15 protein-coding genes and 1 pseudogene are annotated in these 14,332 nt (G+C 70.9%); 9 read left to right on the top strand and 7 right to left on the bottom strand.

From position 1 onward, the window contains the following. Position 1 precedes the first annotated feature (1 nt). The 5 genes and pseudogenes from NOCJ54_RS30650 to NOCJ54_RS0101990 all read left to right on the top strand — a co-directional run. A pseudogene (locus NOCJ54_RS30650) lies at positions 2 to 313 on the top strand (acyl-CoA dehydrogenase family protein); the annotation flags it as partial. 120 nt (positions 314 to 433) lie between these two features. Then, positions 434 to 1,207: an acyl-CoA dehydrogenase family protein gene (locus NOCJ54_RS30645; protein WP_442937273.1), complete on the top strand. Its 774-nt coding sequence runs from the start codon at positions 434 to 436 to the stop codon at positions 1,205 to 1,207. Further along, a complete protein-coding gene (locus NOCJ54_RS0102000) occupies positions 1,207 to 2,010 on the top strand; it encodes an SDR family oxidoreductase (RefSeq protein ID WP_028654126.1) in 804 nt (267 codons plus the stop codon). The genes NOCJ54_RS30645 and NOCJ54_RS0102000 overlap by 1 nt, the downstream gene beginning before the upstream one ends. After that, entirely contained in the window at positions 1,988 to 2,617 is a 630-nt protein-coding gene (locus tag NOCJ54_RS0101995) for a TetR/AcrR family transcriptional regulator (RefSeq protein WP_028654125.1), read from the top strand. Before NOCJ54_RS0102000 ends, NOCJ54_RS0101995 begins: the two co-directional genes overlap by 23 nt. After that, positions 2,610 to 3,776, top strand: a complete 1,167-nt coding sequence (locus tag NOCJ54_RS0101990) for an acetyl-CoA C-acetyltransferase (RefSeq protein WP_028654124.1) — start codon at positions 2,610 to 2,612, stop codon at positions 3,774 to 3,776. The genes NOCJ54_RS0101995 and NOCJ54_RS0101990 overlap by 8 nt, the downstream gene beginning before the upstream one ends. Before the next feature lie 54 nt (positions 3,777 to 3,830). Here NOCJ54_RS0101990 and NOCJ54_RS0101985 read toward each other — a convergent pair whose 3' ends face one another. Then, positions 3,831 to 4,181: a hypothetical protein gene (locus NOCJ54_RS0101985; protein WP_028654123.1), complete on the bottom strand. Its 351-nt coding sequence runs from the start codon at positions 4,179 to 4,181 to the stop codon at positions 3,831 to 3,833. A gap of 53 nt (positions 4,182 to 4,234) precedes the next feature. Here NOCJ54_RS0101985 and NOCJ54_RS0101980 point away from each other — a divergent pair, with 53 nt between their 5' ends. Next, the gene (locus NOCJ54_RS0101980; RefSeq protein WP_051485378.1) at positions 4,235 to 5,230 is read left to right on the top strand and encodes a GNAT family N-acetyltransferase; all 996 of its coding nucleotides are present in this window, start codon (positions 4,235 to 4,237) and stop codon (positions 5,228 to 5,230) included. A 21-nt stretch (positions 5,231 to 5,251) separates the two neighbouring features. On the opposite strand, the gene NOCJ54_RS0101975 is transcribed toward NOCJ54_RS0101980, so the two are convergent. The 4 genes from NOCJ54_RS0101975 to NOCJ54_RS0101960 are packed head-to-tail and all read right to left on the bottom strand — an operon-like array spanning position 5,252 to position 8,758. Next, entirely contained in the window at positions 5,252 to 6,319 is a 1,068-nt protein-coding gene (locus tag NOCJ54_RS0101975) for an NAD(P)H-dependent flavin oxidoreductase (RefSeq protein ID WP_028654121.1), read from the bottom strand. Next, positions 6,316 to 7,092 (bottom strand): CoA-transferase subunit beta, encoded by a 777-nt coding sequence (locus NOCJ54_RS0101970; protein ID WP_028654120.1) that lies wholly within the window; start codon positions 7,090 to 7,092, stop codon positions 6,316 to 6,318. Before NOCJ54_RS0101970 ends, NOCJ54_RS0101975 begins: the two co-directional genes overlap by 4 nt. Next, positions 7,089 to 7,988 (bottom strand): CoA transferase subunit A, encoded by a 900-nt coding sequence (locus NOCJ54_RS0101965; protein WP_028654119.1) that lies wholly within the window; start codon positions 7,986 to 7,988, stop codon positions 7,089 to 7,091. Before NOCJ54_RS0101965 ends, NOCJ54_RS0101970 begins: the two co-directional genes overlap by 4 nt. Beyond that, the gene (locus NOCJ54_RS0101960) at positions 7,985 to 8,758 is read right to left on the bottom strand and encodes an enoyl-CoA hydratase family protein (RefSeq protein ID WP_028654118.1); all 774 of its coding nucleotides are present in this window, start codon (positions 8,756 to 8,758) and stop codon (positions 7,985 to 7,987) included. Before NOCJ54_RS0101960 ends, NOCJ54_RS0101965 begins: the two co-directional genes overlap by 4 nt. Before the next feature lie 41 nt (positions 8,759 to 8,799). On the opposite strand from NOCJ54_RS0101960, the gene NOCJ54_RS0101955 reads away from it, so the two are divergent. Then, positions 8,800 to 9,582, top strand: coding sequence for an SDR family oxidoreductase (locus tag NOCJ54_RS0101955; RefSeq protein ID WP_028654117.1), 783 nt, complete (start codon positions 8,800 to 8,802; stop codon positions 9,580 to 9,582). Further along, positions 9,579 to 10,457, top strand: coding sequence for an SDR family oxidoreductase (locus tag NOCJ54_RS0101950; RefSeq protein WP_028654116.1), 879 nt, complete (start codon positions 9,579 to 9,581; stop codon positions 10,455 to 10,457). The genes NOCJ54_RS0101955 and NOCJ54_RS0101950 overlap by 4 nt, the downstream gene beginning before the upstream one ends. A 102-nt stretch (positions 10,458 to 10,559) precedes the next feature. Here NOCJ54_RS0101950 and NOCJ54_RS0101945 read toward each other — a convergent pair whose 3' ends face one another. Both NOCJ54_RS0101945 and NOCJ54_RS0101940 read right to left on the bottom strand, forming a co-directional pair. Continuing rightward, a complete protein-coding gene (locus NOCJ54_RS0101945; RefSeq protein ID WP_157514762.1) occupies positions 10,560 to 11,501 on the bottom strand; it encodes a type IV toxin-antitoxin system AbiEi family antitoxin domain-containing protein in 942 nt (313 codons plus the stop codon). A gap of 179 nt (positions 11,502 to 11,680) precedes the next feature. Next, complete coding sequence (locus tag NOCJ54_RS0101940; RefSeq protein WP_028654114.1) at positions 11,681 to 12,844, bottom strand: steroid 3-ketoacyl-CoA thiolase; 1,164 nt, start codon at positions 12,842 to 12,844, stop codon at positions 11,681 to 11,683. 195 nt (positions 12,845 to 13,039) lie between these two features. On the opposite strand from NOCJ54_RS0101940, the gene NOCJ54_RS0101935 reads away from it, so the two are divergent. After that, entirely contained in the window at positions 13,040 to 14,275 is a 1,236-nt protein-coding gene (locus NOCJ54_RS0101935) for a cytochrome P450 (RefSeq protein ID WP_028654113.1), read from the top strand. The last annotated feature ends 57 nt before the right edge of the window (positions 14,276 to 14,332 follow it).

Here is a 14,332-nt window from a genome sequence, read left to right as displayed (position 1 = left end):
CGTGAACCTGACCGAGAGCGCCGAGGACCGCGCCTTCCGCGAGGAGGTGCGCACCTGGCTGGCCGAGCACCTCACCGGCGAGTGGGCCAAGCTGCGCGGCCTGGGTGGTCCCGGCCGCGAGCACGAGGCCCACGAGGAGCGCCTGGCCTGGAACCGGCACCTCGCCGAGCACGGCTGGACCGCTGTCGGCTGGCCCGAGGAGTACGGCGGCCGCGGGCTCTCGCTGTGGCAGCAGGTCATCTTCCACGAGGAGTACGCCCGCGCCGACGCGCCGGCGGGCGTCAACCACCTCGGCGAGCAGCTGCTCGGCCCGACGCTGATCGCGTTCGGCACCGAGGAGCAGCGCCAGCGCTTCCTGCCCGAGATCGTCGCCGTCCGTGAGCTGTGGGCGCAGGGCTACTCCGAGCCGAACGCCGGCTCCGACCTGGCCAACGTGCAGACCCGGGCCCGCCTCGACGAGGCCACTGGCGAGTGGGTCGTCGACGGGCAGAAGGTGTGGACCTCGCTGGCCCACCTGTCCGACTGGTGCTTCGTGGTCGCCCGCACCGAGCCGGGCTCGACCCGCCACCAGGGCCTGTCCTTCCTGCTCGTTCCGCTGCGCCAGGACGGCGTCGAGGTGCGCCCGATCGAGCAGCTCACCAGCGGCTCGGAGTTCAACGAGGTCTTCTTCACCGGCGCCCGCACGGCCGGCGACCTGGTCGTGGGGGAGCCCGGCAACGGCTGGGGCGTCGCGATGGGCCTGCTCGGCTTCGAGCGCGGGGTGTCCACGCTCGGCCAGACCGTGGGCTTCGCCCGCGAGCTCGAGACCGTCGTCGCCCGCGCGAGGCAGAACGGCTCGATCGACGAGCCCGTCATCCGCGACCGGCTCGCCCGGCTGAAGACCGAGCTGTCGGTGATCCGCAGCTTCGCCCTGCGCTCGCTCGCCCTGGTCGAGGGCGGGCAGGACTCCGCGGCCGGCAACGGCGCGGGCTCGATCTTCAAGCTGGCGTGGGCCAACTGGCACCGCACCCTCGGCGAGGTGGCGATGGACGTCGCGGGCGCCGAGGGCCTGCTCGCCCGCCCGACCGGCGGCTACGACCTCGACGACCACCAGCGCCTCTTCCTCTTCTCGCGCGCCGACACGATCTACGGCGGCAGCGACGAGGTCCAGAAGAACATCCTCGCCGAGCGCGTGCTCGGCCTTCCGCGTGAACCGAAGGGATCCTGATGACCGCCATGCGACCCGAGCAGCCCCTGCCCGACTATGTCCCGGGGCACGACCTGCTCGCCGGCAAGGTGGTCGTGGTCACGGCTGCGGCCGGTGCCGGCATCGGGGCAGCCGTCGTGCGCCGGGCCCTCGAGGAGGGCGCGAAGGCGGTGGTCTTCAGCGACACCCACGAGCGCCGGCTCAAGGAGGCCGAGGAGGCGCTGGCGGCCGAGTTCGGCGCCGAGCGGGTGCGCCAGCGCGTCTGCAACGTCACCGTGGAGGAGGACATCCAGGCCCTGCTCGACGCCGCGGACGAGCTCGGCGGCGTCGACGTGATGATCAACAACGCCGGCCTTGGTGGCACCGACTCGATCCTCGAGGTCACCGACGAGACCTGGAACCGGGTCATCGACATCACCCTCACCGGCACGATGCGCGCGACCCGCGCGGTGGGCCAGCGGTTCGTCGCTGCCGGAAAGAAGGGCGTCATCGTCAACAACGCCTCCGTCATCGGCTGGCGCGCCCAGGAGGGCCAGGCCCACTACGCCGCGGCGAAGGCCGGGGTGATGGCGCTGACCCGCTGCTCGGCGCTCGACCTCGCCCCGCACGGCATCCGCGTCAACGCGGTCTCGCCGAGCCTGGCGATGCACCCCTTCCTCGAGAAGGTCACCTCGCCCGAGCTCCTCGTCGAGCTCAAGCAGCGAGAGGCGTTCGGGCGCGCCGCCGCGCCGTGGGAGGTTGCCAACGTGATGGTGTTCCTCGCGAGCGACTACTCGTCGTACCTGACCGGTGAGGTGATCAGTGTCAGCAGCCAGCACGCCTGACGGCAACGGAGGCAAGCGGAGCCGTCGCGAGCAGCTGCTCGCGATCGCGGCCGAGCTCTTCGCCGAGAAGGGCTTCCGCAACACGACGGTGCGCGACATCGCCGACGCCGCCGGCATCCTCTCCGGCAGCCTCTACCACCACTTCGACTCCAAGGAGTCGATCGTCGACGAGCTGCTGGTGCCCTTCCAGGAGGAGCTCTTCGGCAAGTACGACGAGATCCTGGCCAGCTCCGACGACGCCCGCACCAAGCTCGAGCGGGCGGTGCGGGTCTCCTTCGAGGCGATCGACCAGCACCCGCACGAGGTCGCGATCTTCCAGAACGACTCCGACCACCTGCTCGCCTTCGAGCGGTTCTCCTACCTCGCCGACCGCAACGCCCAGTCGCGCCAGGTGTGGCTGAGCCTGCTCGAGGAGGGCGTGCGGACCGGCGCGCTGCGTGCCGACCTCGACGTCACCCTGACCTACCGCTTCATCCGCGACACCGTGTGGGTCGCCGTGCGGTGGTACCGACCCGGCGGCGGGCTGAGCCACACCGACGTCGCCGACCAGTACGTGCGCATCCTGCTCGACGGGATCGCCATCGAAGAAGGGAACTCCCATGGCTGAGGCCTACATCGTCGACGCCGTCCGCACCGCGGTCGGCAAGCGGGGCGGCGCGCTCTCCGGCGTCCACTCCGCCGACCTCGCCGCGCACACGCTGTCGGCCCTCGTCGAGCGCACCGGCGTCGACGCCGGCGCCGTCGACGACGTCATCCTCGGCTGCTGCGACACCATCGGCTCGCAGGCCGGCGATGTCGCGCGGACCGCGTGGCTGGTCGCGGGCCTGCCGGACCACGTGCCCGGCGTGACCATCGACCGCCAGTGCGGCTCGTCGCAGCAGGCGGTCCACTTCGCCGCGCAGGGCGTGCTGTCGGGCACCCAGGACCTCGTCGTCGCCGGTGGCGTGCAGAACATGAGCGCGATCCCGATCTCGGCGGCCATGCTGGTCGGCCAGCAGTACGGCTTCACGACCCCGTTCGCCGAGTCGCCCGGGTGGCTCAAGCGGTACGGCGACCAGGAGGTCAGCCAGTTCCGCTCCGCCGAGATGATCGCGGAGAAGTGGGACATCACCCGCGAGGAGATGGAGCAGTTCGCCCTCGCCTCGCACGAGCGCGCCCGCGCCGCGATCGCCGAGGGCCGCTTCGCCAACGAGATCGTCCCGTTCACCCTCGAGGACGGCACCGTCGTCGACACCGACCAGTGCCCGCGGGAGACCTCGCTGGAGAAGATGGCCGGCCTCGAGCCGCTTGCGCCCGGCGGCCGGATCACCGCGGCCGTCGCCTCGCAGATCTGCGACGCGTCCTCGGCCATGCTGATCGCCTCCGAGCAGGCCGTGAAGGACCACGGCCTCACCCCGCGCGCCCGCATCGTCCACCTCTCCGTGCGCGGCGACGACCCGGTCTGGATGCTCACCGGGCCGATCGGCGCGACGAAGCACGCCGTGGAGAAGTCCGGCATCGCCATCGACGACATCGACCTCTTCGAGTGCAACGAGGCCTTCGCCTCGGTGGCGCTGGCGTGGATGAAGGAGACCGGCGCCCCGCACGAGAAGGTCAACGTCAACGGCGGCGGCATCGCCCTGGGCCACCCGATCGGCGCCACCGGCACCCGCCTGATGACCACGATGCTCAACGAGCTCGAGCGCACCGGCGGCCGCTACGGCCTCCAGACCATGTGCGAGGGCGGCGGCCAGGCCAACGTCACCATCATCGAGCGCCTGGGCTGAGCGGGCCGGCACCGGGCCGGGACCGGCCCCGTCCCCGAGCTCAGGGGGCGGGCCTCAGAGCACGGTCCACCAGATGCCGACGATGCCGGGCAGCAGCCCGAGCAGCAGCCACGGCGACTTCCACGAGCGGTGGTTGATCAGCAGGGCCGCGGCGATGCCGCCGACCATGAACGCGGTGGCGATCACGTTGAGCCCGATCCGGGCGTCGGTGCGGTCGGCTGCGACGTGGTCAGCAGCGATCACGAACCCGACGGCGAGGTGCAGGATCGTCGTCAGGACCAGGACGGTCATGACGCGGCGCTGCACCCGCTGCAGGCGCTCGAGGTCCTGCGGGTCCGGGGCCTTCCGCGGCGCATTCGGGTCCATGAGGTGGCGCCGACGCGGAAGGGACTGCTGCTGGTTCACGACCCTAGGATATCCAGTGGCACCGGACGCTCCGACCGGCGCATGCTGGCGCCATGGACATCGACCCGATCAAGCCCGACGACGCGGCCTTTCTCGAGGAGTGGGCCGCGCTCGTCAACGCGGTCGCTGACGCCGACGCACCCTGGGAGCACCCCACCACCGCCGAGGACGGGGCACGCCAGTTCACCTGGGGCTGGGACGGCGAGCCCGCCGTCCCCTTCCTCGGCATGGTCGACGGCCGGGCCGTGGCGTGGGGGTCCATCGCCACCAGCGACTACGACAACTTCGACATGGCCTACTTCCGGTTCGACGTGCACCCCGACCATCGTCGCCAGGGCCACGGCTCCGCGATGCTCGCCCACCTCGTCGACGAGGCCCGGGCGCGCAACCGGACCAACCTGATCACCGACGCCTGGGAGTCGCCCGCCGCGGACGCCTTTGCGGTCCACCACGGTTTCGAGCGCAAGCTGGCCTCGATCAACCGGCGCCAGCACCTCGCCGAGGTGGACTGGTCCGAGCTCGACCGCAGGTACGACGAGGCCCTGCCGCACGCCGCCGGGTACGTCCTGGAGCGTTGGCCGGTGCCGACACCCGCGGAGCGGCTCGCCGACCTCGCCCGGATGGCCTCCGCCATCAACGACGCCCCGCTCGACGACCTCGACTACGAGGACGAGGTGTTCACCGGCGCCCGGATGCGCGCCTACGAGGAGAACCGCGTGGGCCGGCACGAGCGGCTCTACCGCGTGGTCGCCCGGCACGCGCCGAGCGGCGAGCTGGCCGGCCAGACCGTCGTCGCGGTCGAGGCCGACCACCCGACCCGCGGGCACCAGCACGACACCTCGGTCGTGCGGGCGCACCGCGGCCACCGGCTCGGCCTGCTGCTGAAGACCGACATGCTCCGCTGGCTGGCCGAGGCGGAGCCGCGGCTCGAGACGGTCGACACCTGGAACGCGGAGTCCAACGACCACATGATCGGCGTCAACGAGGTGCTCGGCTACCGCGTGCTCGGCCGCGAGTGGGCCTACCAGCGCTCGCTCGCGGCCGACTGAGGCGCGGCCGGGCGGCCGGGGTCAGACGACGTACGACGACGCGCGGCGCAGCTCCTGCGCCGCCTGCTCGACGATCCGGTCGATGAGCTCCTCGCAACTGGGCAGGTCGTCGATCACGCCGACGACCTGGCCGCTGGCGAGCACGCCCGCCGACGTGTCGCCCTCGACGAGGCCGGCCCGCAGCATGGTCGGCGTGTTGGCGGCGAGCGCCATCTGCCCGAGCGTGCGGCCCTGCGTCTTCTTCATCGCCCGGCCGTCCCTGAGCAGCTGCGTCCACGACATCCCGGAGGTCTTCTTGAACTCCAGGGTGCGGCGCGCCGTCGGGCCCAGGCGGCGCACGGCCGAGGTCTCCTCCAGCGACTCGACCAGGGGGGTGCGCAGCATCCGGTGCGGCATGCCGTCGACCTTGGCGGTGACGACGGTGTCGTTGAGGCCTCGCTCCAGGTAGAGCTGCTTGACCGCGTCCGGCACCGCGGAGTCGCGGGTGAGCAGGAAGCGGGTGCCCATGCCGACGCCGGCGGCGCCGTACGACAGGGCGGCGGCGAGGCCGCGACCGTCGAAGAAGCCACCGGCGGCGATCACCGGGATGTCGACTGCGTCGAGCACCGTCGGCAGCAGCAGCGTGGTCGGGATCGCGCCGGTGTGGCCACCGCCCTCGCCGCCCTGGACCATCACCGCGTCGGCGCCCCAGGAGGCGACCTTCTTCGCGTGCTTGGCCGCGCCGATCGACGGCATCACGACGATGTCGTGCTCCTTGAGCTTCGCGATCAGCTCCGGTTTGGGGGCGAGCGCGAAGGAGGCGACCTTGACGTCGTGGTCGATCAGCAGCTGGCAGCGGTCGGCCGCGTCGCCGGCGTCGGCGCGCAGGTTGACGCCGAACGGCTTGTCGGTGCGCGACTTGACCTCGACGATCGCCTTCTCGAGCTCGTCGAAGGTCATCGTGGCCGACGCCAGGATCCCGAGCCCGCCGGCGTTGGCGGTGCCGGAGACCAGTCGCGGCCCGGAGACCCAGCCCATCCCGGTCTGCACGACCGGGTGCGGCACGCCGACGAGGTCGGTGAACGGCGTACGGAGCTGCTGCTCGATCACCTCGCCGCCTCCGGCTGGGGCACTTCCCGGAACCGCATGCCCTTGGGGTCGAGCATCTCGCGGATGATCACGAGCTCCTCGTAGGTCGGCTCCCGGGTCGTCGGCACGTCCGCGGGCACGTCGAGGGTGAAGCCAGTGGCCTCGACGACCTCCTCGACCGTGACCCCGGGGTGCACCGAGAGCAGGCGCACGGTGTCGTCGGGGCCGTTGACGTCGAGGACGGCGAGGTTGGTGACGATGCGGTGGATGTCGTTGAACCGCGACGCGGCGACGCCGGCCTCCTTCGCGCGCCTCGGGCCGACGCCGGAGACGATGTCGACCTGCTCGACGAAGACGCGGTCGGAGTGCTTGGGCACCCAGTACGACGTGCGGTTGTTGACCGTGTTGCCGGGCGCGCCGCGCGAGCCGAGGAGCTGTCGCTTCGGCTGGGCGAAGTCGCCGATCGCCGAGATGTTCTGGTTGCCGTGGCGGTCCACCTGGGTGGCGCCCATCATCACGTGGCGCTTGCCGTAGGCGACGACGTCGAAGACGCGGCGGAACGGGATCCAGCCCTCGACCACGTCGGCCTTGGCGAACAGCGGCGGCACGCCGGCCAGGAAGAGCGACTCGCCGTCGGAGATGACGAGGTCGGGGTTGGTGGTCAGCTTCGCCAGGCGCACGCCGAGCATCGGCAACAGGCCCATCGGGCTGGCGAAGATCTCGCCGTCGTCCTTGAACGCGTCGGCGATCGCGGCGGCGCAGACGTCCGCGCGGGTGAAGTCGTTGTCGCTCACTTGCTGCTCCTGCTCTCCTCGGCGAACGCACGGACGGCGGCCTGGTAGGCCTCCTCGTCCCCGGACAGGAAGCGCTCCTCGAACGCCGCCCAGTCCTCGTCGGACCCGCCGGCCGCGGCGGCATAGGCCTTCTGGAAGCGCTCGTCGCGCTCGTAGTCGGGCACGCAGCTCGTGAAGTGCGCACCGTTGGGGGTCTCCACGACGCCGGTGACCATCATCCGGTTGAGCAGCAGCCGCTGGACCGGGGTGTCGACGGTGAGGCCGGCGGTGTCCACGACCTTCTCGACCGAGACGTAGGTGCGGTCGGCCGCCATCGCGAACAGGTCGTCGAAGTAGGGGTCCGGGCCGAGGTAGGTCGCGTTGCCGTGCACGTCGGCGCGGTTGAGGTGGACGAGCGCCACGTCGAGCCTCAGCGCCGGCACGGCGACGAGCTCCTCGTGACCGTGCCCCTCGTCGTACGGGCTGGTGACGGTCCTGATCCACGGGTTGTTGACCATCACGTCGGAGCCGAGGCCCGCGCGCATCGGGAGGAACGGCAGACGCTCGGCGGCGGCCTTGAGGCCGGTCTGGAACATGCCCTCGTCGAGCTCGACGACCTCGGGGATCTCCTTGCCCTGACGGGCGCGCTGGAAGTTCGGCTCCAGCGGGATCGAGTCCAGGCTGACGAAGGCGTAGACCAGCTTGCGGATCTTGCCGGCCCGGGCGAGCAGGCCGACGTCGGCACCGCCCCAGCTGACGATGGTCAGGTCCTTGAGGTCGGAGCGCAGGATCGCGCGGACCAGGGCCATCGGCTTGCGCCGCGGTCCCCACCCGCCGATGCCGATGGTCATCCCGTCCTCGAGCGAGGCCACGACCTCGTCGACGGACATCTGCTTGTCGCGGGGCTTGCGACTCACCTCGTGCCTCCCTTGGTAGTGCTGGCCTTGTCGGTGCCGGCGAACTCGTCGCGCAGCTCGTCGCTGACGCCCATGAGGTTCAGCTCGAAGGTGAACCCCTGCTCCCAGCGGTAGGACTTGTTGACGTCGATCGGGTCGATGCCGTTGAGCGCCTCCTTGGCGGCACGGATGACCCGGGTGTCCTTGGCGGCGATGTCGCGGGCGACGCGCAGCGCGGCCTCGTCGAGCTCCTCGCGCGGGACGACTTCGAGGACCGACCCGAACTGCACCAGCGCGGACGCCGGGATGGTGCGGGCGGTGAAGTAGAGGGTGCGCATCATGTGCTGCGGCACGAGCCGGGCCATGTGGGTGGCCGCGCCGAGCGCGCCCTGGTTGACCTCCGGGACGCCGAAGTAGGCGTCGTCGCTGGCGACCACGCAGTCGGCGTTGCCGACCAGGCCCACCCCGCCGCCGACGCAGAAGCCGTTGACGGCCGCGATGACCGGGACGGCGCACTCGTAGACCGCGCGGAACGCCGCAAAGCAGCCCTTGTTGGCGCCGATCAGGGCGTCGAAGCCGGTGGTGTTCTGCATCTCCTTGATGTCGACGCCGGCGTTGAAGCCCTTGCCCTCGGCCCGCAGCACGACGACCTTCGTCGCCATGTCGGCGCCGGCCTCGTCGAGGGCGGCGGCCACGTCGAACCAGCCCTGCACGGTGAGGGCGTTGACCGGGGGAGCGCTCATCGTGACGACGCGGATGCCGTCGTCGCGGAGCTCGCTGGTGATGGGCATGAGCGCACCCTACCAAGCATTTGCTTGGTATGGTGCTCGGCATGGCTCTCTCCCTGGACCTGGCCGGGCGCGTCGCGCTGGTCACCGGCGGCGCCCGCGGCATCGGCCGTGGCATCACCGAGGTGCTGCTCGCCGCTGGTGCCGAGGTCGTCACCTGCGGCCGCTCCGAGGCGGACCCGCCCGCCGGCGCCACCCACCGGCTCTGCGACGTGCGCGACCCCGAGTCGGTCGACGCCCTCGTCGCGGGAATCGTGGCCGACCACGGCCACCTCGACGTCGTGGTCAACAACGCCGGGGGAGCGCCCTTCGCGCCCGCCGCGACCGCGTCACCGCGCTTCCACGACAAGATCGTGTCCCTCAACCTGATGTCCTCGCTGCTCGTCAGCCAGGCCGCCAACCGGGTCATGCAGGACCAGCCCGGCGGCGGCTCGATCGTCAACATCTCCTCGATCTCGGCCACCCGGCCCTCGCCGGGCACCGCCGCCTACGGCGCCGCCAAGGCGGGAGTCGACTCGCTGACCACCTCGCTCGCCCAGGAGTGGGGTCCGAGGGTCCGGGTCAACGCCGTCGACGTCGGCCTCGTGCGGACCGCCGACACCGCCGACCACTACGGCGGCGACGAGACCGTCGCCGCGATCGAGTCCACCATCCCGGCCGGCCGCATGGCCGACGTCGCCGAGATCGGACAGGTCGTCGCGTTCCTCGCGAGCGACCTGTCGTCGTACGTCTCGGGGGCGCGGGTCGCCTGCCACGGCGGCGGCGAGCAGCCCGTCTTCCTCCACATCGCCCAGCAGGGCCAGGACAGTCAAGGAGAGTCCCAGTGACCAAGCTTCTCGAAGGCCGCACCGCCATCGTCACCGGCGCCGGCCGCGGCATCGGCCGTGCCCACGCGCTGGAGCTCGCGCGCCACGGCGCCAAGGTGGTCGTCAACGACTACGGCGTCTCGCTGGCGGGGGAGAAGGAGGACTCGCCCGCGCACGCCGTCGTCGCCGAGATCGAGGCCATGGGCGGCGAGGCCGTCGTCAACGGCGCCGACGTCGCCGACTTCGCGGCCGCCGAGGCGATGGTCCAGCAGGCCATCGACACCTTCGGCGGGCTCGACATCCTGATCAACAACGCCGGCTTCGTCCGCGACCGGATGCTGGTCAACACCTCCGAGGAGGAGTGGGACGCCGTCATCCGCGTCCACCTCAAGGGCCACTTCGCCCCGCTGCGCCACGCCGGAGCCTGGTGGCGCGCCGAGGCCAAGGCCGGCCGCCAGCGCGCCGCCCGCGTCATCAACACCTCCTCGGGCGCCGGCCTCCAGGGCTCGGTCGGCCAGGCGACGTACTCCGCCGCCAAGGCCGGCATCGCCGGCCTCACCCTCGTCGCCGCCCAGGAGATGGGCCGCTACGGCGTCACCGTCAACGCCATCGCCCCCGTCGCCAGGACCCGGATGACTGAGGGCGCCTTCGACACCTCCGCCATGGCCCTGCCCGAGGACAACTCCCCGGTCGTCGCGTGGCTCGCCAGCGAGGAGGCCGGCGACGTCACCGGCCGCGTCATCGAGATCGACGGCTCCGTCATCACCGTCGAGAACGGCTGGCGCCACGGCCCCTCCCGCGACGCCGGCGCCCGCTGGGACGCCGAGAAGGTCGGGCCGGCGCTGAGGGAGATGCTGGCCGAGGCGCCGGTGCCGGAGCCGGTGTACGGGGCGTGAGGCGGCGACAGTTTCGCCGGTCGACCGGCGAAACTGTCTCTTGACCGATGAAGTTTCGTCGGTCAAGCGTGAGATTCGTCGGTCAAGTCGTGGGTTCGGCGCTCACGCTGCCCGGGCGAAGCCGCGGAGGATCCTGTCTGCCGTACGTTGCGGGTAGTCGAGGTCGACCCAGACGAGCCGGATCATGAGCCATCCAGTGAGCTCGCGGAGGAGGTCCTCGCGCTGCTTCTCCCGGATCACCATCTCCTCGATGGACTCGCCGGGACGGCGGAAGCGGTGGTACTTCTGCATGCCGTCGAACTCCAGCATGACCCTGCGCTCGGGCCACGCGAAGTCGACGCGGCCGGCCACCCTGCCGCTGGGGTGCCGGATCTCCAGCTGTGGGATCGGCGCCGGGATCCGCTGGCGCCGGAGCAGGAGCCGGGTGCGTGTCTCGCCGACCGACTCGGCGTACCCGTCTGTCAGCTGCAGCACGCGGTGCAGGGCCAGCGTGTCGGGCCAGTGCTTCATCCCGGCGAAACCCTGCTCCAGCTGGGTGCGGGTCGTGAGGCCTGACTGGATGAACCAATCGAGTACGGCGACGGCAGGCTCCTGCGGCGCGATGCTGGCGGTGTCGAGCGCCGTCCTGGTGGGCGCCGTGATCCAGCCGAAGTCATCGCGGGTGAGGTCGTCGGCCCGGCACGCGCCTCGGTGGTGGACGACCTTCCCCTGATTCCGCTCGCTCGAGCCGTCCAGGCTGGTGACGTGTACCGACGAAAGGTCGAGTCCCCATGTCGGCCCGCCCTGCTCGATGCACGCGCTGACGTGCGAAGCGGCCACGGTGTCGTCGTACTGCTTGCGGACCGCCGACAGCAGGAGCGAGTGTCGATCCTGGGGCATGGCGTGCTCCCAGATGTCACGCAAGGCGTAGGCGCCTTGCCGGATGCGGACGATAAAGCCGCCGCGGAGGGCTCGCTGCAGCGCGTTGTCGTCGATGCCCATCGCGAGGGCGTCGCGCCGCAAGAGGATGCCCCGCTCGTCTGCCACCAGCTCGATCACCAGCACAGCGTGCGACAACTGCCTGTGATGCGCCATCGGGGGTGCCCTCACCTGTGGACAACCGCCTGGAGGCGGTCCTGGTCGGAGACTTGACCGATGAAACTCACACTTGACCGACGAAGTTTCGTCGGTCAAGCGACAGTTTCGCCGGTCGACCGGCGAAACTGTTCCCGGAGCCTTCCGCCTCAGATCCGCTCGATCACCGTCCCGGTTGCCATGGCGCCGCCGGCGCACATGGAGATCAGCGCGGTCGAGGCGTCGCGGCGCTCGAGCTCGTGGAGGGCGGTGGTGATCAGGCGGACGCCGGTGGCGCCGACGGGGTGGCCCAGCGCGATGGCGCCGCCGTTGACGTTGACCTTGTCCATGTCGACGCCGTGCACGCCGGCCCAGGAGAGTACGACGGAGGCGAAGGCCTCGTTGACCTCGAAGATGTCGAAGTCGCTGATGGCCATGCCGGTGCGGTCGAGGATGCGCTGGGTGGCGTCGATCGGGCCGTCGAGGTGGAAGTACGGGTCGGAGCCGACGAGGCAGTGGCTGCGGATCCGGGCGCGGGGGGTCAGGCCGAGGGCGCGGGCCTTGTCCTCGCTCATGATCAGCAGGGCGGCGGCGCCGTCGGAGATCTGCGAGGAGGTGCCGGCGGTGTGCAGGCCGTCCTCGAGGACGGTGCGGAGGCCGGCGAGGCCGTCGAGGGTGGTCTCGCGGAGGCCGCCGTCGGCCTCGACCGTCTGCAGGGCGCCGGTGGGCTTGCCCTCGTCGTCGAGGACGGGTGCCTCGATCGGGGCGATCTCGCGCTTGAAGCGGCCCTCCTCGACCGCGACCTTCGCCTTGGCCTGCGAGGTGGCGCCGAAGGCGTCGAGGTCGGCGCGGGTGATGCCGCGGTGGCGGGCGATCCGGTCCGCGGCGGAGAACTGGTCGGGCATGTCGATCGTCCAGTCGTCGGGGCGGGGGCTGCCCAGGCCGGGCGGCACGTTCGCACCGAGCGGGATGCGCGACATCGACTCGACGCCGCAGGAGATGCCGACCTCGATGGTGCCGGCGGCGACCATGTCGTTCACCAGGTGGGAGGCCTGCTGGCCCGAGCCGCACTGCGCGTCGAGGGTGGTGCCGCCCGTGTGCTGGGCGAGGCCGGCGTGGATCCACGCGCGTCGCACCGTGTCGTTCGACTGCTCACCGGCCTGCGTCACGATGCCGCCGACGACCTGCTCGACGAGGTCGGACTCCACGCCGGCGCGGCGCAGGACCTCGGCCTGGACGAAGCCCAGCAGGTTGGCCGGGTGCAGGCCCGCGAGCTGGCCCTTGCGCTTGCCGAGGGGAGTGCGGACGGCTTCGACGATGACGGGGTTGCCCATGGCGAGGACCATACCACCGAACTAGAACACGTTCTCGTTTCCGTTTGCGCGAGCAACTTTGCGAACTCGCTCAACGAAACCCTTTCGTAAGCGTGCGATGCTTTGTAGTGTGTGCGTAGAACGCGTTCCAGTGACCCGGGTCGCCCCCGGGGTGCCGACGCCGTCGCCCCCTGTGTTTCCAGTGAAAGGTTCGTCGTGACCGAGCAGCTCATCCCCGTCGGGTGGGACCCGACCGATCCCTCCATCAACGAAGTCGCCCTGCCGCACGAGCAGTTCCGCGCGCTGCGTGCGACCGAGCCGATCCGGTGGATCGAGCAGCCGCCGGAGGCCCGCGCGGGCTTCCTCGACACCGGCTACTGGGCCTGCACCCGCCACGCCGAGGTCCGCCAGGTCTCCAAGGACAACGAGAACTGGTCGACGGCCGAGAACGGCGTGATCATCCGCTTCGCCGAGGACATGACCCGCGACCAGGTCGAGGTCCAGCGCGCGATGCTGATCCACCACGACCCGCCGGAGCACACCAAGATGCGCGGCATCGTCTCGCGCGGCTTCACGCCGCGTGCGATCGCGGCGCTCAAGGACGGCCTGCGCGAGCGCGCGTACAAGATCGTCGAGGAGTGCGTCGCCAAGGGCAGCGGCGACTTCGTCGAGGACCTCGCCGCCGAGCTCCCGCTGCAGGCCATCGCCGACTTCCTCGGCGTGCCGCAGGAGGACCGCAAGAAGATCTTCGAGTGGTCGAACCAGATGATGGCGTACGACGACCCGGAGTTCGACATCGACCCGGCCATCGCCTCGATGGAGCTCATCGCGTACTTCGACGCGCTCGCCAACGACCGTCGCGAGAACCCGCAGGACGACATCGTCACCAAGCTGATCAGCGTCGGCAAGGACGACGACCACGGCTCGCTGACCAACGACGAGTTCGGCTTCTTCGTCATCCTGCTCGCCGTCGCCGGCAACGAGACGACCCGCAACGCGATCAGCCACGGCATGCACGCGTTCCTCCAGAACCCCGACCAGTGGCAGACCTGGATCGACGAGCGCCCCGACACGATGGTCGACGAGGTCATCCGCTGGGCCACCCCCGTCACCGTCTTCCAGCGCACCGCGCTCCAGGACACCGAGCTCGCCGGCCAGGCCATCAAGAAGGGCGACCGCGTCGGTCTCTTCTACGCCTCGGCGAACTTCGACGAGGAGGTCTTCGACGACCCCTTCACCTTCAACATCAAGCGTGAGAACAACCCGCACGTCGCCTTCGGCGGCCACGGCGCGCACTACTGCATCGGCGCCAACCTGGCCCGCATGGAGATCAAGCTGATCTTCGACGCCCTCGCCGACCTCGCGCCCGACATCCAGCTCGACGGCGAGCCGCGCCGCCTGCGCTCCGGCTGGCTCAACGCGATCAAGGAGATGCAGGTCAAGTACAGCTGACCTCCTTCAGCGCAGGTTCAGGGCGGCTCCACCACAATGGAGCCGCCCTGACCGCTT

Origin of the sequence: Nocardioides sp. J54, from assembly GCF_000519005.1 — a bacterium.
Taxonomy (GTDB): domain Bacteria; phylum Actinomycetota; class Actinomycetes; order Propionibacteriales; family Nocardioidaceae; genus Nocardioides.
This window is presented reverse-complemented; position numbering and strand designations above follow the sequence as displayed.